The organism is Streptomyces sp. H27-H1, from assembly GCF_026627445.1.
Lineage (GTDB): Bacteria > Actinomycetota > Actinomycetes > Streptomycetales > Streptomycetaceae > Streptomyces.
Genome location: NZ_JAPNLJ010000003.1, coordinates 42527 through 62372, shown reverse-complemented (window position 1 = coordinate 62372; position 19846 = coordinate 42527). Strand labels below are relative to the sequence as shown.

Annotated in this window: 15 protein-coding genes; 7 read left to right on the top strand and 8 right to left on the bottom strand. The window is 69.1% G+C overall.

Annotation, left to right across the window (positions count from 1 at the left end):
- Positions 1–11: 11 nt before the first annotated feature.
- Positions 12–614: a hypothetical protein gene (locus tag OTB20_RS03780; RefSeq protein ID WP_267815161.1), complete on the bottom strand. Its 603-nt coding sequence runs from the start codon at positions 612–614 to the stop codon at positions 12–14.
- 893 nt (positions 615–1507) lie between these two features.
- On the opposite strand from OTB20_RS03780, the gene OTB20_RS03775 reads away from it, so the two are divergent.
- Positions 1508–3499: a PIG-L family deacetylase gene (locus OTB20_RS03775; RefSeq protein WP_267815160.1), complete on the top strand. Its 1992-nt coding sequence runs from the start codon at positions 1508–1510 to the stop codon at positions 3497–3499.
- Positions 3500–3573: 74 nt separating this feature from the next.
- Positions 3574–3936 (top strand): hypothetical protein, encoded by a 363-nt coding sequence (locus tag OTB20_RS03770; protein WP_267815159.1) that lies wholly within the window; start codon positions 3574–3576, stop codon positions 3934–3936.
- On the opposite strand, the gene OTB20_RS03765 is transcribed toward OTB20_RS03770, so the two are convergent.
- Positions 3912–4700 carry an SDR family NAD(P)-dependent oxidoreductase gene (locus tag OTB20_RS03765; protein ID WP_267815158.1) on the bottom strand — a complete coding sequence of 263 codons (789 nt, stop codon included), beginning with the start codon at positions 4698–4700 and terminating at the stop codon, positions 3912–3914. The genes OTB20_RS03770 and OTB20_RS03765 overlap by 25 nt on opposite strands.
- A gap of 196 nt (positions 4701–4896) precedes the next feature.
- Here OTB20_RS03765 and OTB20_RS03760 point away from each other — a divergent pair, with 196 nt between their 5' ends.
- The 3 genes from OTB20_RS03760 (at position 4897) to OTB20_RS03750 (ending at position 8246) form a co-directional block, all read left to right on the top strand.
- On the top strand, positions 4897–6261 hold the full coding sequence (locus OTB20_RS03760; protein WP_267815157.1) for an NAD(P)/FAD-dependent oxidoreductase: 1365 nt from the start codon (positions 4897–4899) through the stop codon (positions 6259–6261).
- 103 nt (positions 6262–6364) lie between these two features.
- Complete coding sequence (locus OTB20_RS03755; RefSeq protein ID WP_267815156.1) at positions 6365–6772, top strand: PPOX class F420-dependent oxidoreductase; 408 nt, start codon at positions 6365–6367, stop codon at positions 6770–6772.
- Between the two features lie 292 nt (positions 6773–7064).
- The gene (locus OTB20_RS03750; protein ID WP_267815155.1) at positions 7065–8246 is read left to right on the top strand and encodes a cytochrome P450; all 1182 of its coding nucleotides are present in this window, start codon (positions 7065–7067) and stop codon (positions 8244–8246) included.
- A gap of 133 nt (positions 8247–8379) precedes the next feature.
- Here the strand turns inward: OTB20_RS03750 and tal are convergent, their stop codons facing one another.
- The 5 genes from tal to OTB20_RS03725 all read right to left on the bottom strand — a co-directional run bounded on the left by tal (position 8380) and on the right by OTB20_RS03725 (position 15728).
- Positions 8380–9498, bottom strand: coding sequence for a transaldolase (gene tal, locus OTB20_RS03745; protein WP_267815154.1), 1119 nt, complete (start codon positions 9496–9498; stop codon positions 8380–8382).
- A 37-nt stretch (positions 9499–9535) separates the two neighbouring features.
- Positions 9536–11617, bottom strand: a complete 2082-nt coding sequence (gene tkt, locus OTB20_RS03740) for a transketolase (RefSeq protein ID WP_267815153.1) — start codon at positions 11615–11617, stop codon at positions 9536–9538.
- 156 nt (positions 11618–11773) lie between these two features.
- Positions 11774–12856: an aldose epimerase family protein gene (locus OTB20_RS03735; RefSeq protein WP_267815152.1), complete on the bottom strand. Its 1083-nt coding sequence runs from the start codon at positions 12854–12856 to the stop codon at positions 11774–11776.
- Positions 12857–12963: 107 nt separating this feature from the next.
- Complete coding sequence (locus OTB20_RS03730) at positions 12964–13917, bottom strand: ABC transporter substrate-binding protein (RefSeq protein ID WP_420716320.1); 954 nt, start codon at positions 13915–13917, stop codon at positions 12964–12966.
- Positions 13918–14279: 362 nt separating this feature from the next.
- Entirely contained in the window at positions 14280–15728 is a 1449-nt protein-coding gene (locus OTB20_RS03725; RefSeq protein WP_420716321.1) for a family 43 glycosylhydrolase, read from the bottom strand.
- A gap of 975 nt (positions 15729–16703) precedes the next feature.
- Here OTB20_RS03725 and OTB20_RS03720 point away from each other — a divergent pair.
- Positions 16704–18128 carry a glycoside hydrolase family 43 protein gene (locus OTB20_RS03720; RefSeq protein ID WP_267815151.1) on the top strand — a complete coding sequence of 475 codons (1425 nt, stop codon included), beginning with the start codon at positions 16704–16706 and terminating at the stop codon, positions 18126–18128.
- Between the two features lie 67 nt (positions 18129–18195).
- Here OTB20_RS03720 and OTB20_RS03715 read toward each other — a convergent pair whose 3' ends face one another.
- Entirely contained in the window at positions 18196–18318 is a 123-nt protein-coding gene (locus OTB20_RS03715) for a hypothetical protein (protein WP_267815150.1), read from the bottom strand.
- An 18-nt stretch (positions 18319–18336) separates the two neighbouring features.
- Between OTB20_RS03715 and OTB20_RS03710 the strand changes: the two genes are divergently transcribed.
- Positions 18337–19806, top strand: coding sequence for a family 43 glycosylhydrolase (locus OTB20_RS03710; protein WP_267815148.1), 1470 nt, complete (start codon positions 18337–18339; stop codon positions 19804–19806).
- Positions 19807–19846 lie beyond the last annotated feature (40 nt).

Genomic DNA, 19846 nt, shown 5'->3' with positions numbered 1-19846 from the left:
CACCCGGCCGGTTACTGCACCTGGCCGGCGAGCGCCTTCGCCAGGGCGCTGACGCGCCCGCTGTCCTGCGCACCGGGGCTGTCCCCGACCGCGACGACCAGGAAAGCGTCGCCCTCACCGTCGAGCTTCAGCCGCACGGCGGCGAGGTTCCCGCTCGCGGCGACGACCGGCTTGCCGGCTGCGGCATCTCCGGCCTGCTTCAGGTAGGCGGTCAGGGCTTCGAGGTCCATCCCCGCCCGCTGCTGGATCACCGGGGCGAGGGGGTTGATCGCCTGCCGGTCTCGCGTCGCAGCGGTGTGCACCACGACGTCCTCCCGGCCGATGAGGAAATCGCAACTCACCAGGGCCCCGGGATTCTGCGCCAGCGCCTCCTCGGGCCGGGCCCGCTTCCCGCCTTCGGCGCTAGCGACCGGCTCGTCACCGCCGTCCGCGTGCCCCGGCCGGGCCTCGCCCTCCAGACCGGCGGCCTTCGCCGCCTTGGCAATGTCGTAGGAGAGCGGGCAGGCGTCCGCCCCCTTGGGGTCCATGGAGTCCGCGGTCTCGGTAAGCCCGCTCAGACTCAGCGGTGTCGCACCGCCGCTCTGACAACCGGCCAGCACGGCCGCAGCTGTCACGGCCGCAATCATCAAACCGTAGCGACGGTGTGTCACGTCCGCGTCCTCAGCTCTCGTCCCGCCTGTGCCCTTCGCCCTCCGATCATAGGCAGGGCGCGAACACGCCCCGGCGAGGTCGTCCGCCTGCCTCGCCGACGGTCGAAGAGAAGGGCAACTCCAGAGCCGCGTCCTCACTCCCTGTCAGGGGGCCGGGGTGGGGCCCCCTGCAATTCCGCGGCCGCCCCTCCCGCGTTCACGACCGCCGTGTCGGTCCGGTTCTGGCTGATCCACGGAACTCCTCAAACAGGGCGGCCTTCCCTCCCAATAGTCCCGAAAATGAGGAATTAATACCTGGCTGAAGAAGTGGACGGATCGGCAGGCCATGGATACGACCCCATCACTGCGCCGACGGCATCCAACAAGCCGAAAGTCACGACCTCGAAGGACCTAAGCCCCCCGGCCGCCAGCGCCGACAAGCCGCCGTCACCCCCATCCACGACAGCGCCGGACACATCGCCAAGACCGCGCTGGAGGCTGTCCGCCTCAGCCATTGGGACGAATTGCCCTATGGCACGCACCACACGCGCTTACGCCCGAGGCCGCCGATCACGCCATTGACGAGCCCAACACCCCCCAAACAAAGGGTGTCCGGGCCCCCTGGGCAGAAACTCCCTCCTCGGTAGCATCCGGCCGGATAGGTATTAAACACCCGCATAATGGGGCGGACTCCAAAAGCATCCGGCCCCTGGTCGAGCATTGGCGACCGGGCTCGGCTCGTTGCTGCGGTTCGACGCCGCCTCGGGCTGCCGCAGTGAAAGGGCACGTACATGGGGGCCAGGCATCAACGTCCCGCGCCATCGCGCAGGACCTTCCTGATCGGGTCCGCAGCCGCCGTGGCGATGATCGGCGGCAGGGTGTTCGCTTCCAGATCGGGTGATGCGGGCGGGGAAGGCGGCAAGGACGGCTCCGACGGACCGACCACGCACGCCGAGAGCCGCGAGTCCGTGATGCAGATCGTCGCGCACCCGGACGACGACCTGTTCTTCATGAACCCGGACACGGACCACTCGATACGCTCCGGCCGGCCCATGGTGTCCGTGTACGTGACGTCCGGGGAGGCCGACGGTGTGAACGCTCCCGGGCACGAGACACCGGGCCACCCCATGCCGCCCACCAACCGGGCGCGGTACGCCGAGGCCCGGCAGAACGGCATACGCGCGGCGTACGCCCAGATGGCGACCGGTGACAAGACCAGCCCCTGGATCCGCACCTCCATATCCACCGGCGACGGCGGCACTGCCGAGTTGGACACCCTCCGGGCACAGCCTCAGATCAGCCTGGTCTGGATGCAGATGCGCGAGGCCCGCGAGATGTACAAGAACGTGCCGCACAGCTTGCGCGGTCTGTGGAACGGCGAGACCACCGCCTTGGAGCCGATCCTCACCTCCAACACGCCCGCCAAACCGGTCAGTTATACGAAGGACCAGCTCGTCGCGGCACTCGTGACGCTCATGCGGCAGTTTCGCCCCACTCACGTGCGCACCCTGGACCCCAGCCCGGCCCGAGAGGGCGCGAAGCACCAGATCGTCGACCATCAGGACCACGTCTTCAGCGCGCGCTTCGCCCAGGCCGCGCTGCGGAAGTACGCCGTAGCTACGGACCGCCCGAGCTTCACCGTCCAGACCTACCTCGGCTACAACACCAGTTATCTGCCGCACGCTCTCGACAAGGCCGTCGCGGACGCGAAGGCGGACACGGTGAAGACCTACGCGTGGATGGACCCGAACGACAACTACTGCAACAGCCCGGCCGGCTGCGGAGACCGCAAGGTGTCCGATCGCCCCTACGGCAACAACTGGGCCCAGTCCATCCGGTACTCCCGCGCCAACTCCACGAGTTGGCTGCAGATGGGCAAGGACGGCAGCCTGTGGGCCATGGGCGTGCTCGACCAGAAACTTGCCGTCTGGCACAAGACGCGCGGCGAGGAGGGCTTTTGGAGCGGGCCGAAGTTGGTGGCGGCGGACGGGCCGCTCGACACCGGAGTCACCTCGGCGCTGCTACGCGACGGACGCATCGCGGTGTTCGGCATCCGCACCCACCTCGGCAAGGGCGCCGAGTACCGCCGTGACGTCGTGACAGCCGTACAGCAACGGCCCGGAGGCGAGTTCGGTCCGTTCCGGTCACTCGGTACGCCGACGCGCAGCGGCACCACCTCCCTGTCCGACCTGTCGGCCCCTGCGCCCGCCGTGGACGGCTCGGGGCAGCTCACCGTGTTCGTACGCGGCGGAGATCTCAGGCTGTACGCGATCGAGCAGACCCTCTCCGGGCAGTGGTCGGACTGGATCGACTTGGACGGCAGCGGCCTGCACGGCGACCCGGTCGCCACGACCGACAGCAGCGGATGTGTCCACGTCGTCGTCGCCACTCCGGAGTCCGTGCTGACCTGGGCACAGCCGAAGCCGGGAGCCGCCATGCCGAAGCGGCCCACACCTAGCGGGTTGCCCGCGAGCACGGTCGCCGGGCTGTCCGTATGCGCCGACGGTGACGGGATCCGGGTGTTCTTCCGCAAGCCCGATTCCGGCGCCGTGCAGACGGCCGTGCTCGACGGCTCCGCGCGTCCGGTCGTCGTCGACCTGGGCGGAGTCGGCGGCTACGGCGCCGTCGGCCTCTGCGGTCAGGCCATCGCCGGCCGCGGCCCCAACGGCTCGCTCGGCACTGCCTCGGTCGGCAGCGGCCGGACCCGGTGGGCCACCGCCGAACTGCTCATCGCGGGCGCCCCGGCCGGAGCCGGCGGTGTACTCGTCGCTCTGGGCTTGGACGGCAAGCTGTACTGGGCCAAGGCGTCCGAGGTGAACTCGGCCGCGGGGCCGTGGAAACGCGCCACCACTGAGAGCGTCCGCCAGTAGGTGATGAGAAGAGGGTGTTGCCTATCCGGCCGGAGCGGGGAGAGACTGCTTGCGAGCCGGGAGCAGGTGCGCCCGTGACAGCAGCCGAACCGGAGCACGTCGCCTGGTTGGCCGAGAGGCAGCTGGCCCGAGCCTGGCCGACCATCCGGGCGACCTGCCTGTACGCCACCGCGAATGCCAATGGAGTCCGCAACAACCTCCATGCATCGCGCTCCACTTGGGGTGAGACGAAGTGGCGCACGTACCACCCCGCTGACGTCGCCCGGGTGGCCGGGGCGATCGCCGACGGCACCGCGGAGCTCCAGCCGCGGGCCGGCCACCTTGCCACTCTCGCGATCGGCCGGTTCGACCTCTGCGGATCTCGGGCAGGCCGCTCGGCGCACTGCCGCACACCTGGCTGGAGAGAGACGGCCTACGGCAGGATCGAGTCCACGTAGCCGCCGTCCGCGCGGAGCGCTCCGCCCGTGGTCGCCGAGGCGAAGGGGGAGCTGAGGTAGACGACCATGTTCGCGATCTCCTCCGGCTCGATCAGCCGGCGCAGCAGCGACTGCGGACGGTGCAGGCGCATGAACTCGCGCTGCGCCTCCTCCCAGGGGAGGTTCCGGTCGACCAGCTCGTACACGAAGTCCTCCACCCCGCCCGTGTGCGTGGGGCCGGCGATGACGGAGTTGACGGTCACGCCCGTTCCGGCGGCTTCCTTCGCGAATCCCCGGGCCACCGCGAGCAGCGCCGTCTTGGACATGCCGTAGTGGATCATCTCGGCCGGGATGACCACCGCCGAATCGCTCGCGATGTTCAGGATCCGGCCCCAGAAGCGCTCGACCATCCCCGGCAGGTAGTGCCGCGTCATCCGGATGGCGGTGAGCACGTTCATCTCGAAGAAGCGGCGCCACTCGTCGTCGTCGATCTCCAGGGCCGGCCGCGGGCCGAAGACGCCGAGGCTGTTGATCAGGATGTCGGCGTGCGGGACGGCCCGGAAGACGGCCGCGGCGCCCTCGTCGGTGGAGATGTCGCCGGGTGCGGCGAACAGCTCGCCGCCGGCCTCGCCCAGCCGCTTCACGGCCTCGTCGACGGATTCCCTGCGGCGGCCGTTGACGGCCACCCGGGCGCCTGCGGCGGCCAGGCCCGAGGCGATGGCCGCGCCGATGCCCTGGGTCGATCCGGTGACCAGTGCCGTCTTTCCGGTGAGGTCGATGAGCACGGAGATTACCTACCCGTCTGCCGCCGTGCGGCTGGCTTGGCTGTCGTTCCCGTTTCGCCTTCCCCGTTGCGCCCGATTTCCCACATATGGTGCGCGGGTGGTTCCCCGGCGACTCCTCCAGGGCCCCGCAGGTGCACACCGCCGCGGACTGGGCAGGCGTGCACAGGACCTGGTGGACCTCAGAAAGGACGAAACCGTGACGCGACCGAGGATCCTCGTGGTGGGCGCGGGCTTCGCAGGCGTGGAATGCGTACGCCGCCTGGAACGCAGCCTGTCCCCCGGCGAGGCCGACATCTGCGTGGTCACTCCGAACTCCTACCAGTTGTACCTGCCCCTCCTCCCCCAGGTGGCCTCCGGCGTCCTGACCCCGCAGTCCATCGCCGTGTCCCTGCGCCGCAGCAGCCGGCACCGTACGCGCATCGTTCCAGGAACGGCGATCGGCGTCGACACCAAGGCCAAGGTCGTCATCGTCCGCAAGATCACCGGCGAGGTGATCGACCAGGCCTACGACCACCTCGTGCTGGCGCCCGGCAGCGTCACCCGCACCTTCGACATCCCGGGGCTCCTGGAGCACGCGCGGGGCATGAAGACTCTCGCCGAGGCCGCGTACCTGCGGGACCACGTCATCGCCCAGCTCGACCTCGCGGACGCCAGCCAGGACGATGCCGAGCGGGCGGCCCGGCTGTGCTTCGTCGTGGTCGGCGGCGGATACGCGGGCACCGAGACCGCCGCGTGCCTCCAGCGGCTGACGCACCATGCGGTGAAGCGGTACCCGAGGCTGGACGCCCGGCAGATCAGCTGGCATCTCCTGGACATGGCGCCCAAGCTGATGCCCGAGCTGGGCGACTCCCTGGGCCGCGCGGCGCTGGAGATTTTGCAGCGCCGCGGTATCCAGGTGTCGCTGGGGGTCAGCGTCGCCAAGGCGGGGCCGCAGGAGGTGACGCTGACCGACGGGCGGACCCTGGCGACCCGGACCCTGATCTGGACGGCCGGTGTCGCGGCGAGTCCGCTGATCGGGACGATGGACGCGGAGACCGAGCGGGGGCGGCTGGTGGTGACTCCGCAGATGACGGTGGCGCAGGCGCAGGGCGTGTTCGCCCTGGGCGACGCCGCCGCCGTCCCGGACCTGGCCAAGGGCGGGACCGGGGCCATCTGCCCGCCGACCGCGCAGCACGCGTTGCGTCAGGGGCGCGTCCTGGCCGACAACGTGATCGCCTCGCTGCGCGGGCAGTCGCTGCGGTCGTACGTGCACAAGGACCTCGGCCTGGTCGTCGACCTCGGTGGCACCGACGCCGTGTCCAAGCCGCTGGGCATCCCGCTGCGCGGGCTCCCGGCCCAGGCGGTGGCCCGGGGATACCACTGGTCGGCGCTGCGCACGAACGTGGCCAAGACCCGGGTGATGACCAACTGGCTGCTGAACGCGGTGGCCGGGGACGACTTCGTCCGTACCGGTTTCCAGTCCGCGAAGCCGCCCGCGCTGCGGGAGTTCGAGGACATCGACATGTACCTGACGCCGGCGCAGGTCCGGGAGCACACGCGGAGTCTGCGTACCGCCGGCTGACCGGAGCGGGGCGGCGCCCCGTTCGCCCCGAGTGCAACGACCCACCAGAGTTGTCCGCGCCGCTCGCCCGAGGGGAGCGGCACCCCCAGGAAAGGAACCCGACGTGCCGACTGCGCTCTCCGACGACCTCAGAAAGCTCATCGACGACACCCCGGTCTTCGCCTCCGTCGCGACGATCCAGCCCGACGGCAGCCCCCAGGTGTCCGTCACGTGGCTCGGTCGCGACGGCGACGACCTGCTGTTCTCCACCACCGTCGGGCGCCGCAAGGAGAAGAACCTGCGCCGCGATCCGCGCGTCACGGTGCTCATCAACCCGCACAACGCCCCCTACACCTACGCCGAGGTGCGCGGCACTGCGGAGCTCACCACGGAGGGCGGGCAGGAGCTGATCAACGACCTCTCCCGCAAGTACACCGGCAAGGACTACGCCGACTTCAACCCCTCGTCCGCGGGAGACAGCGAACGCGTCGTCGTCCGCATCACCCCGCGCAAGGTCGTCGGCTCCCTCTGAGAACCGCCGCGATCCGGTTCGCTCCGCTCCGCCGCCCCGGCCCTCCGGGGCGGCGGGCGCCGGCCCCGGCGAGGGGCCCCAGCGCCGGCGCCCGCCGGTACGTGATCAACGGCCGCCCCTCCTGGTCCGGAGCGAGGGGCGAGGGGCGAGGGGCGAGGGGCGCACGGGCTCCTGCGGAAACGTCCCGTAATGCGCCCCTCCGGCAGGCTTCACGCCGCAGGTCTCCCCTGCTTTGCTGTCCGCGGGGCCGCCCGAATCGCGTGCGCCCGCGTACCTCCAAGCAGGAGGAAATGTGGAAGACTCCGGCACCTCCACCGCCTTGATACCGCTCCTGGAGCGCATCTCCCTGGACGCCGACGATGCGACGTCCCGACGGGTCGACCTGCCCGACGGATCCCGTGTGTGGCTGGTAGGCGACTACGACGACGCGCGGACGGTGCTGACCGACCCGCGATTCTCCGCCGACGACCAGATCCCCGGATACCCCTGCCTGCTCCCCGCCCCGCCGCGGCCCGGAGCGTTGTCGTTCCTGCGGATGGACGCACCGCAGCACGGCCGGGTGCGGCGCGTACTGACCCCCTCGTTCACCATGCGGCGCATCGAGAAGATGCGTCCGGGCATCGAGGACGCGACCCGTCGGCTCATCGAGGACATGCGGGAGGAGGGGCCACCGGTCGACCTCGTCGACCGGTTCGCCCTTCCCCTCCCCTCCCTGGTGATCTGCCAACTGCTCGGAGTCCCCTACGAGGACCACGGCGCGTTCCAGGAGCACAGCCGCGCCTTCCTCAGCACCGACGGCACCGCCGAGGAGGCCACCGCGGCGCTCACCGCGCTCGGTGACTACATCCGCACGCTGGCCCTCAGGCGGCGCACCGAGCCCGCGGACGACCTGCTCAGTACGGCCGTCCAACAGCAGGAGGCGGCCGGGATGACGGACGAGGACGTCGTCGCGATGGCGCGGCTCCTGCTGATCGCCGGGCACGAGACGACGGCGAACATGCTCGGGCTGTCCGTGCTGACGCTCTTCGAGCACCCCGACCAGTTGAGCGCCCTGCGCCGGGACCCCGCGCTCGTGAAGCCCGCGGTCGAGGAACTCCTGCGCCACCACTCCATCGTGCGCACCGCCCTGGGCCGGGTCGCCCTCGCCGACGTGCTCCTGCCGGGCGGACGGACGGTGAGGGCGGGCGAGGGCGTCGTCCTCGGAATCAAGCGCGCCAACCAGGACGACAGGTTCCTCACCGGCCCCGGCGGCGACGGCGTGGACATCCACCGCGAGGTACGCGGTCACCTCTCGTTCGGCTACGGAATGCACCAGTGCATCGGCCAGACGCTGGCCCGCCTCGAACTCCAGGTGGCCCTCACCGAACTGCTCCGCGCCTTCCCCGGCCTTCGCGCCGCCTGCCCGCTGGAGGACATCCGCGTCCGCCACACCGCCGTCATCCTGGGACTCCACACGCTCCCCGTGGCCTGGTGAGCCCCTCGCCCGGCCCTCCCCCGCCCCGCCGCACGGAGCCACTTCACCGCGTCGTCATCGGCTTGCAGCTGAGCCACGACCAGACTTCGGACACGAGCATGCGCAGGCCCACGAGAACGTCATTTTCAACTCCTCACACCTCGGGAGGGGCGAGTCGCCCGAGCTCCGCCTCCGTGGATGCGAGGAGTTCGTTCCAGGACGCCTCGAACTTCTCGACGCCCTCCTTCTCCAGCAGCTCCACGACCTCCTCGTAGGAGATGCCGAACTTCTCTACGGCGTCGAGATCGGCGCGCGCCTGCTCATAGGTGCCGGCGACCGCGTTGCCGTGGATGTCACCGTGGTCGGCGGTCGCCTCCAAGGTGGCCTCCGGCATGGTGTTGACCGTGCCAGGCGCCACCAGTTCGTCGACGTACAGCGTGTCCTTGAGCGACGGGTCCTTCACGCCGGTCGAGGCCCACAGCGGACGCTGCTTGTTGGCCTTCGACTTCTCCAGGGCCGCCCAGCGCTCGCCGGCGAACGTCTCTTCGTACGCCTGGTAGGCCAGCCGCGCGTTGGCGAGGGCAGCCTTGCCCTTGAGGGCCTTGGCCTCGTCGGTGCCGATGCCGTCGAGGCGCTTGTCGATCTCCGTGTCCACACGGGACACGAAGAACGACGCCACCGAATGGATCGTGGAGATGTCCAGGCCGGCACCCTTCGCCTTCTCCAGGCCCGCCAGGTAGGCGTCCATGACCGCGCGGTAACGCTCCAGGGAGAAGATCAGCGTGACGTTGACGCTGATGCCCAGCGCGATCGTCTCGGTGATCGCCGGAAGGCCCGCCCTGGTGGCGGGGATCTTGATGAGCGTGTTCGGCCGGTCCACCAGCCACGCGAGCTGCTTGGCCTCGGCAGCCGTCGCGTCCGTGTTGTGGGCCAGCCGGGGGTCGACCTCGATCGACACCCGGCCGTCCTGCCCGCCCGTCGCGTCGAAGACCGCGCGCAGGATGTCGGCGGCGTCGCGGACGTCCGCCGTCGTGATCATGCGGACGGCCTCCTCGACCGTGACGCGTCGGGCGGCGAGGTCGCCGAGCTGCTGCTCGTACCCGTCACCCGACGAGATCGCCTTCTGGAAGATGGAGGGGTTGGTCGTGACGCCCACCACCTGGCTCCGGTCGATCAGCTCGGCCAGGTTGCCGGAGGTGATCCGCTTGCGCGACAGGTCGTCGAGCCAGATCGCGACGCCTTCGTCGGAGAGGCGCTTGAGTGCGTCTGTCATGAGAGTTCTTTCTCCTGCTTCTCGTCGTGTACGTGCGTCAGTCCTGGGCGGCGGCGATGGATTCCCGGGCGGCCGCGGCGACCGCGTCCCCCGTGAAACCGAACTCCCGGAACAGCACCTCGGCATCCGCAGAAGCACCGAAGTGCTCCAGCGACACGATGCGGCCCGCCTCGCCCACGTACTTGTGCCACGTCAGCCCGATGCCGGCCTCGACCGCGACACGCGCCTTGAGCGAAGGCGGCAGCACCGACTCCCGGTACCCCTGGTCCTGCTCCTCGAACCACTCCACGCACGGCATCGACACGACACGCGTCGGCACGCCGGCCGCCTGGAGCTGCTCGCGGGCCGCGACGGCGAGCTGCACCTCGGAACCGGTGCCGATCAGGACGACCCGGGCCTCGCCGTCCGCCTCGAAGAGCACGTACCCGCCCTTGGCCGCGTCCTCGTTCGCGTCATACGTCGGCACTCCCTGGCGGGTCAGCGCCAGACCGTGCGGAGCGCCCTTGCCGAACTCCTTGGTCCACCGCTTGAGGATCTCGCGCCAGGCGATGGCCGTCTCGTTGCCGTCGGCAGGGCGGACCACGTTCAGGCCGGGGATGGCCCGCAACGCGGCGACGTGCTCGACCGGCTGGTGGGTCGGACCGTCCTCGCCCAGGCCGACGGAGTCGTGCGTCCAGACGTACGTCACCGGCAGGTGCATCAGCGCGGACAGCCGGACGGCGTTGCGCATGTAGTCGGAGAACACCAGGAAGGTGCCGCCGTAGACGCGGGTGTTGCCGTGCAGCGCGATGCCGTTCATCTCCGCGGCCATCGAGTGCTCGCGGATGCCGAAGTGCACGGTCCGGCCGTACGGGTCCGCCTCGGGAAGCGGGTTGCCCTCCGGGAGGAACGACGACGTCTTGTCGATCGTGGTGTTGTTCGAGCCTGCGAGGTCGGCGGAACCGCCCCACAGCTCGGGAATCACCGCGCCGAGCGACTGCAGGACCTTGCCGGACGCCGCACGGGTGGCGACGACCTTGCCGGTCTCGAAGACCGGGAGCTCCTCTTCCCAGCCCGAGGGCAGAGTGCCCGCGGCGATGCGGTCGAACTCCGCCGAGCGCTTCGGATCGGCGGCACGCCAGGCAGCCAGGCGCTCGTCCCACTCGCCCCTGGCCTCGCGGCCGCGGTCGCCGAGCGAACGGGTGTGGGCGAGGACCTCGCCGGAGACCGCGAAGGTCTGCTCCGGGTCGAAGCCGAGTACCCGCTTGGTCGCGGCCACCTCTTCGTCGCCGAGCGCCGAGCCGTGGGCGGCCTCGGTGTTCCGTGCGTTCGGGGCGGGCCAGGCGATGATCGAGCGCATCGCGATGAACGACGGCCGCGGGTCGGCCTCGGCCGCCTTGACCGCCGCGTACAGCGCGGCCGGGTCGAGGTCACCGTCCGCCTTCGGTTCGACGCGCTGGACGTGCCAGTTGTACGCCTCGTACCGCATGCAGGTGTCCTCGGAGACGGCCGTCTCGGTGTCGCCCTCGATCGAGATGTGGTTGTCGTCCCACAGCAGGATCAGGTTGCCGAGCTTCTGGTGGCCGGCCATCGAGGAAGCCTCGGCGGAGATGCCCTCCTGGAGGCAGCCGTCGCCGGCGATGACGTAGACGCGGTGGTCGAAGGGGCTGTCGCCCGCTCCGGCCTCGGGGTCGAAGAGACCGCGCTCGTAGCGTGCGGCCATGGCCATGCCCACCGCGTTGGCGACCCCCTGGCCCAGCGGGCCCGTGGTCGTTTCGACGCCCCTGGTGTGCCCGTGCTCCGGGTGGCCGGGGGTCTTGCTGCCCCAGGTGCGGAACGCCTTCAGGTCGTCCAGCTCCAGACCGAATCCACCCAGGTAGAGCTGGATGTAGAGGGTCAGGGACGCGTGGCCCGCGGACAGGATGAACCGGTCGCGGCCGGTCCACTCCGTGTCAGCCGGGTCGTGCCGCAGCACCTTCTGGAAAAGGGTGTAGGCGGCGGGAGCGAGACTCATGGCCGTGCCGGGGTGGCCGTTTCCGGCCTTCTGCACGGCGTCCGCGGCCAGGAGGCGGGCGGTGTCGACGGCTCGCTGGTCCAGTTCGGTCCACTCGAACTCTCTGGTGATCGGCTGCGTACTCACCCTGGGTCAGGGCTCCTCTCCACACATCAAAATCTGGTCATTTACGTTTACATGAACGCGAAATATCGGAGCCGATCGGGGCACGGGCCGCCGAGTTCGGTAGGCGGGCAGACGGCGAAATCTCGGGCGCAATGATGTCGGCGCGCTTCCGGATGGTCAGCCCTGCGCGGTGAATCGCAGGACTGTCCTCGATCGGTACTCGTCATCGGGCCTGAGTACAGGGGACGGGTCACCCGGGCGGTTGGGCGAGTTGGGGAAGTGCTGGGTCTCCAGCGCGAGGCCGGCACCCGCTCGGTAAGGTGCGCCGCCCTTGCCGACGACGGTTCCGTCGAAATGACCGGCCGTGTAGACCTGCAGGCCAGGCTCGGTGGTCAGCACCTCCATGCGTCGGCCCGAGGCCGGCGCATGGAGAACGGCAGCCCTGCGCAGCACGTCATTGCCGTGCGGACTCAGCACGAAATTGTGGTCGTACCCGCCGAGCGCCTGCGTCGGCCGGCCGTCCGGGCGGGCCACCGCCTCGGCGATCCTGAGGGGTCGGCGAAGGTCGAACGCCGTACCGGAGACGGGGCGGGGGTTTCCGATGGGGATGAGGTCCTCGCCGACCGGGGTGTAGTGGGCGGCGTCGACGGCGAGTTCGTGATCGAAGATGTCGCCGGCGCCCTCTCCCTCGAGGTTGAAGTAGGCGTGATTCGTCAGGTTGACCACGGTGGCCGCGTCGGTGACCGCCGCGTAGGAGATCGACAGCTCGTTGTTCCGGTCGATGAGATAACTGACCGTCACGTCCAGGTTCCCGGGGAACCCCTGGTCGCCGTCAAGGCTGCGGAGGTGGAGGAGCACACCGGTTCGCTCCGGGGTGTGGACGCTCTCGGCCTCCCAGATGCGGGTATCGAACCCTTCGGCTCCGCCGTGCAGACAGTGTCCGCCGTCCTGCGTGGTCAGCTGGTGGAGTTTCCCGTCCAGGGTGAACCGGCCATTCGCGATGCGGTTGGCGTAGCGACCGACAGTGGCACCGAAGTACCGGGCGGCGGTCATCGACTGGACCGGGTCGCGGGGAGCCAGGACGACGTCGGCCATATTGCCGTACCGGTCCGGCGCCCACAGCTCGTGGAGGCGGGCACCTCGAGTGTGCACCTCTGCCAGGAGCCCACCGGGGAATCCAAAGGTCCATCGCCGGCCGGAATCCGTAGCGGGACGGCAGACCGGCGGCCCTCCGGTGAAGTGGGGAGGGGACGGGTTCATTTGGCTCCTCAGGCAAGACGGAAAAGGGCTCGATGCTTTCGTCGTGGGTGCGGTCTCTGCCTCTGTGGGGGTGGGGGGTTGGGAGGCAGGTGCTGGTTGTGTGGGGGTTAGTACTGGCGTTGGGGGAGGGCCTTTTTGGCTTGTTCGGTGGTGAAGGTGGTTTCTTCGGTGATGACGCGCTGGGGGACTTGTTCGCCGTTTACGACCTTTTTGGCGAGGTCCATGAGCTGGTCGCCGAGGAGGGGGTTGCATTCGACGATGTAGTTGATGTCGCCGTCGGCGAGTGCTTGCATTCCGGCTTTGATGGCGTCGACGGTGATGATTTTGATGTCGGTGCCGGGTGTCTTGCCGGCTGCTTTGATGGCTTCGATGGCGCCGAGTCCCATGTCGTCGTTGTGGGCGTAGACGACGTCGATGTCGGGGTCGGCGCGCAGGAGTGCTTCCATGACCTGCTTGCCGCCGGCGCGGGTGAAGTCGCCGCTCTGGGAGGCGGTGACCTTGATGTCGGGGCGGGAGGCGATCTTGGTTTGGAAGCCCTTTCTGCGGTCGATGGCGGGTGCGGCGCCGGTGGTGCCCTGGAGTTCGACGACGTTGACGGGGCCGGTGGTGTTGGCCACGAGCCATTCGCCGGCCTTCTCGCCTTCCTTGACGAAGTCTGATCCCAGGAAGGTCTTGTAGAGGGAGGTGTCCTTGGAGTCGACCGCGCGGTCGGTGAGGATGACGGGGATGCCCGCTCGCTTGGCTTCCATGAGGACCGCGTCCCATCCGGTCTCCACCACGGGGCTGAAGGCGATGACGTCGACCTTCTGCTGGATGTAGGAGCGGATGGCCTTGATCTGGTTTTCCTGCTTCTGCTGGGCGTCGGAGAACTTCAGCTCGACGCCCGCGGTCTTGGCCGAGGCCTGGACGGAGTTGGTGTTGGCGGTGCGCCAGCCGCTCTCGGCGCCGACCTGGGCGAAGCCCATGGTGATCTTGTCGTCCTTGTCGCCACTGCCCGAACCGCACGCCGTCAGTGTGGCAAGCAGCAGGATGCCTGCCCCCGTGGTGATCTTCTTCAACACTGCGTTCCTCCGTGCTCAACTTCGCCCACCAGGGGTGGCGGGCTTCGAGTGACCAGCGCCACTGGTGCATCAGAGTGAACGCTCACATCCAAGACCGTCAACCCCCTGACACAAGCGATTTAGCATCGCTGCGAGGTGAGAGGAGGTAGGCTATGTTAGCGCTCACCCTTAGAGGATCGATCCTGCTATCGACGACACCGCAGAGGCCATGGCCTCCGGGCATGGGCGATGCGCGAACGTCGACGGGCCGGCCCGGATACGGCCGTGGAAGATGCACCGAGGCCCGGATGATCGGCTCACGCCGCAGCCGAGGGCTCCGCCCGATCGGACGGAGCCCTCGGCAGGCCTGCGGAATCGGCGGTCTATTCGGCGAAGTAGGTGGCGTCGGCCCGGTCGAGCGTCGTGGCCACCTGCTGCACCTGGAGCAGGCTGTCGTAGTGGCGGATGTAGCGGCCGGGGTAGTTGTACGACTCAAAGGAAAGGCCGGTCGCGGCGTCGGCCAGACCCGCTCTGCGGTGGAACGAGGCGTCACCGGCGAAGAGGGCGGAGCCGTCGTTCTTCTCCAACCAGAGCTCGAAGCCCTTGTGGCGCAGGTAGTAGCCGGGGAAGTTCACCGATTCCAGGGAGACGCTGCCGCTGCCGGCGAGTCCGCCGACGATACGGAACTGCGAGTCGGCGAGGTCGGCGACGTTCGCCTCCACCTTGGCCCGGAAACCGGCGTGGCGGATGTACCGGTCGGGGAAGTTGAGGGATGACAGGCGGACAGGGGTGGGGCCCTCGCGTACGGGGACTCCGAAGTTGGGCGTGCCGTCGCTGTTCCAGTAGAGCTTCTGGACGCGGGTCTGCCGGTTGGGGTCGTTCAGGGGGTCGCCGCTGATGTCCCGGTAGGTGCGGGCGTGGTAGACGAGGATGTCAGAGCGGCCGTCCTCGGAAACGGTGAAGGAGTTGTGGCCCGGACCGTACTGGCCGGTCGCCACGTTGCTGGTGAAGACGGGGGTGGACTTCTTGGACCAGGAGGCGGGATTCATCAGGTCGGCCGCCCCGTCGGCCGTCAGGAGACCGAGGCAGTAGTTGCTGTCGGTCGCACTGGCCGAGAAGCTCATGAAGACCTTGCCGCCCTTGCTGATGAAGGCGGGCCCCTCGTTGACCCGGTGGCCCACCGTCTCCCACGCGTAGGTGGGCGTGGCGATCCGCACGGGATTGCCGCTGATGGTCCACGGGTTGGACATCCGAGCGAGGTAGATGCTGGTGCCGGCGCCGACGGCCGGATCGTTCTGCGCCCAGCTCAGATAGCGCGTGCCGTTGTGCACGAACGTCGTCGCATCCAGCGAGAAGGTGTCCAGCGGCAGATCGATCCGCCCCTTCTCGCTCCAGGCGCCGGTGCGCGGATCGGCGGCCCCGGATTCCAGGACGTACGGACGTATCGCCCATGGATCACTGCTGGAGGCCGCGGCGAAGTAGACGTACCACTTGCCGTCGATGAAGTGGATCTCCGGGGCCCAGATGTGCGCGCCCATCTCACCGCCGGGGTGCTTGGTCCAGATCGTGCTCTCCGGTGCGGTCGCCAGCCCCTGGAGGGTGGTGGCCCGGCGAAGGACGATGCGGTCGTAGGCGGGAACGGTCGCGGTGTAGTAGTAGAAACCGTCGGTGTGCTTGTAGATGTGTGGGTCGGCGCGCTGCTGGGCGATCGGGTTCGTGAACGTCGCGGCGGGTGAGACAGGTCCCGCCGTGGCGGGAACGGGCATGCCGACCGACAGTACGACCAGGGCGGCCACTGCGGTGAGCAGGCCACGACGCCTGAGGTGTCGCACGGAATTCTCCTTCGTCGAGGATGCGGAAGAGGGGCGGGCCGGTTCCCCACGGGCCGGCCGTCGCAGGCGAATCCCGGACGCAGGCGCAACGACTGCTCGCGGCCGATGCGGGGAGCGCCGCGAGAGGCGCATCTTGGCTGCCGAGTCCGAGATCCACGAAACGCGGCTTTCCAGCGCGCGAAGCCAGGCGGGTACGTCGAGCGGGCAGATGCAGTGCAGAAGTCCCTGACGAGCGGGGCCACTCGGTGGCTGTGAACGTTAACAGGGGCTGTTCCGCAGCTCAATCCCCCGGAAACAATTGCTTGCGTCGGCCCGATCCTGTGACTGGGCGACACCAACCGCCGGCGCCCGGGGCTTCTCCGCACGGACAACATGCCTGTTTCCGTTGCCCGTTGCTCGAGTCGACGACGCGGGCGGAGGCCCACCAGCCCACTAGGGGCCGGCGCGCCTGAGGTCCACAGCTCCCGAGCAGGGCTCCCGTCACGCCGGGAGCCCCGGCAGTGGATCGTTCGGCAGCACCTCCCACCAGTTCACTCCCCCGCGTACTGCCGTCCGTTCAGGGCGCTTTGGCGAGAGGGGAGGCGATCTGCACACAAGAAGATCCCGGTGTTATCGATAACACGAAGGGTTGTCGGTGTCGGAGGTGTGAGCTACGTTACGTGCGCCGCCATCGCCAACCGCTTGGCGCTCACACGCAATCACGGCAGTCGACCAGGGCAGAATTCGCGAATGCTTACGTTCGCCAGCCCCTTGGGCGCAACCTCCTGCGAGCAATGGAAGCGGACAAATCCTCACGGGACGCGGAAAACGAGCTCGCCCACACCATGGGCCTGGATCGCGCTCCGCAGTCGCAGGGTGCTTCAACGCACAGGCACGCTCCCCCAGCGAAGTAGGCCGCAGCCGTCTGTGCGCCCCCTTGGAGAAGGTGGCCGGCCGACTCGCCGCGCGCCTGCACTCACCCGAAGGGAATTCTCAATGAGCAGACCTCGGTGGACACGGTTCGCCCGCTGGTTGGCAGCCGCCTCACTGGCCACCGTCGTGGTGATGCCCGTACAGGCGGTCCAGCCCGCCCACGCGGCGGTGAAGGCGGCCGCGGCCGCCGCGGACTCCGCTTACGTGATGGGCTACTTCAAGGAGTCCCTCAACGGCTCCGGCAACGTCAACGCCCTCCATCTCGCCCTGAGCACAGACGGGTTGGAGTGGACGCCCCTCAACAACAACGAGGCGGTGCTCACCCCCACGGCCGGTACCAAGGGCATCCGGGATCCCTATCTGCACCGTCTGAACGACGGCACCTGGGTGGCGCTCGCGACGGACATCCCCAAGGGGGGTGACTTCGCCAAGCCCAACCCGAACATCCACGTCTGGACCTCACCGGACCTCGTGAACTGGTCCGCCGACCGGCTGCTCAACGTCAACTGGACCAACCCGAACTCCTACAGCTGGGCGCCGGCGGTGCACTGGGACCAGGGCCGGCAGGCGTACGGCATCACCTTCTCAACCGTCCCGCAGGGCGGCGGCCACTCGGTCATCGCGGTCGTCTACACCACCGGCTTCGTCACCACGACCGCACCGGAGACGTTCTTCGACGGCGGCCCGGCGGGCGTCATCGACTCCCACGTCGTGACCGGCGTCAACGGCACGAACTACCTGTACTTCAAGGACAACGCCACCGGCGGCCTCTCCGGCGCGCGATCGACCTCGCTACAGCCGGGAAGTTTCACCCGGTACGGAAGCACCCTCGCGGCGAACCCGTGCACCGAGGCCCCCACCCTGGTCAAGTCCCTTACGTCGAGCACGTGGCAGATCTGGGGCGACACCTTCTGCCCGAACGCGAGGTTCGACGTCTGGGAGGGCGATCTGGTTTCAGCGTCCTGGACGAAGCTCGACCGCAAGCGGTACACCGCTCCGGTGAACGCGAAGCACAACACGATCACGACCGTGACCGCGGCCGAGTACGACCGTCTGGCACAGAGGTACGGCACGACGGACCGGATCCGGCTGAAATCGTACAACTTCCCCGGCCACTTCGTCCGCCACGCCAACTTCGACGCCGGTATCGCCGAACAGCCGTCGGAGCCCTACCAGGACACCGAATGGCGGCTTCGGCCCGGACTGGCCGACGCCGGCAGCGTCTCGTTCGAATCGGTGAGCTTCCCCGGCCACTACCTGCGGCACCAGGGCTTCCAGGTCAAGCTCGCCCTCAACGACCGGACGGCCCAGTTCGCGCAGGACGCCACGTTTCGCCGCGAGCCCGGCCTGGCCGACGCGAGCTGGTCGTCCTTCCGGTCCCTCAACTACCCCACGCGCTACCTCCGCCACGCACACCTCGCCCTGCGCATCGACGACATGGCGAGCGCCGGGGACCGCGCCGACGCCACCTTGCACGTCGGGCACTGACCTCGGCCGGCACGCGACAGCACGCCTGCCCGCCGGCCACCCCGGGTGCGGCCCGCCCCAGGTCGCTTCAGTACTCGCTCCAGTCCTGCTCCTGCTCCTGCTCCGTGAGCATCAGCGAACCGGGGCCGCCCTTCATGACGGCGGCCCGGCTGTCCGCCCATGCACAGATCCCCCACCCCGCACGGTCCATCTGCCCCGAGGAGGCACGATGTCATCCACTCGACGACAGACGGCGGTAAGGCGAATCCTCCTGTTCGCCCTCGCCCTCGTCACCGCGATGAGCACGCACCTGATCAGTACCGGCCGGGCCGAGGCCGCGCCCGGCCCCTCCTTCACCAATCCCGTGGTGGGCGCGCCGAACAGCGCCGACCCGACACTGGTCTTCCACGAGGGCTTCTACTACTACGTCGCGACCACCTGGACGTCCGACATCGTCATGCGCCGGTCGGCGACCGTCGCCGGCCTGCACGACGCGGCGGAGCAATTGGTCTTCCGCTCCGGCGGGACGGGCATGTGGGCGCCCCATCTGGAGATGATCGGCGACCGCTGGTACCTCTACTACTCGGTGGAGCAGACCGGCGGGCCCCGCAGGACACACGTCCTGGAGAGCTCCGGACGCGATCCGCTCGGCCCCTACACCGACCGCGGCATCATGGACCTCATGCCCGACAACGGGTGGGCGATCGACGCGAGCCTGCTCAGGCTGGGCGGGAACCTCTACATGACGTTCTCGGCGTTCTCCCCGCAGGACAACCTGCAGTCGCTCTACATCGCACCCCTCTCGAACCCGTGGACGGCGAGCGCGCGCGGAACCCGGATCTCGGCCCCCACGCTCGCCTGGGAGAGGCAGGACGGAGCGGTCAACGAGGGATCCTTCGCCCTGCAACGGGGCGGCCGGACCTTCCTGACCTACTCGGCCAGCCACTGCAACGGCCCCAACTACAAGCTGGGCATGCTGGAGTACCGCGGCGGTGACCCGCTCCTCGCGTCCTCGTGGACCAAGCAGGCCAACCCGATCTTCCAGCGCAACGACGCCGCCGGCGTCTTCGGCCCCGGACACCACTCGTTCTTCACCTCGCCCGACGGCAGCGAGACCTGGATCGCCTACCACGCGAACTCCTCCGCGAGTCAGGGTTGCGGCACCACACGCACGACCCGGGTGCAGAAGATCTCCTGGAACGCGGACGGCACGCCGAACCTCGGCGTGCCGGTGTCCACCACGACCGCCCTCCCGGGCCCGTCGGGCGAGGCCGGGGCCGCCGCGGCGCCGGTGACCCTGCGGAACAGGCACAGCAAGCTGTGCCTGGACGACCGCGACTGGGCCACGGCCCCCGGCTCCGCCGTCCAGCAGTGGACCTGCGGCGGCGCGACCGTACAGGACTGGCATCTGACGCCGGCGAGCAACGGGTACTACCAAGTCCGGAACCGGCACAGCGGCCTGTGTCTGGACAACTACAACTTCGCCACCACGCCGGGATCCGAAGTCCGGCAGTGGACCTGCAACGGAAACAACGCCCAGCAGTGGCGTATCAGTGCCGCGGGCGAGGGCTTCTCCACTCTCGCCAACCGGCACAGCGGGCTGTGCCTGGACAACTACAACTTCGCCACCACACCGGGATCCGAAGTCCGACAGTGGACCTGCAACGGCAACAACGCCCAGCAGTGGAGCATCGCCTGATCTCCATACCCGCTGACGAGGAGCGCCTCGCGCCCGGCTG

Coding starts and splice junctions, on each gene's coding strand:
- tal (WP_267815154.1), bottom strand. CDS start 9,498: ATGACAGACGCACTCAAGCGCCTCTCCGACGAAGGCGTCGCGATCTGG.
- OTB20_RS03735 (WP_267815152.1), bottom strand. CDS start 12,856: ATGAACCCGTCCCCTCCCCACTTCACCGGAGGGCCGCCGGTCTGCCGT.
- OTB20_RS03720 (WP_267815151.1), top strand. CDS start 16,704: ATGAGCAGACCTCGGTGGACACGGTTCGCCCGCTGGTTGGCAGCCGCC.
- OTB20_RS03715 (WP_267815150.1), bottom strand. CDS start 18,318: ATGGACCGTGCGGGGTGGGGGATCTGTGCATGGGCGGACAGCCGGGCC.
- OTB20_RS03710 (WP_267815148.1), top strand. CDS start 18,337: ATGTCATCCACTCGACGACAGACGGCGGTAAGGCGAATCCTCCTGTTC.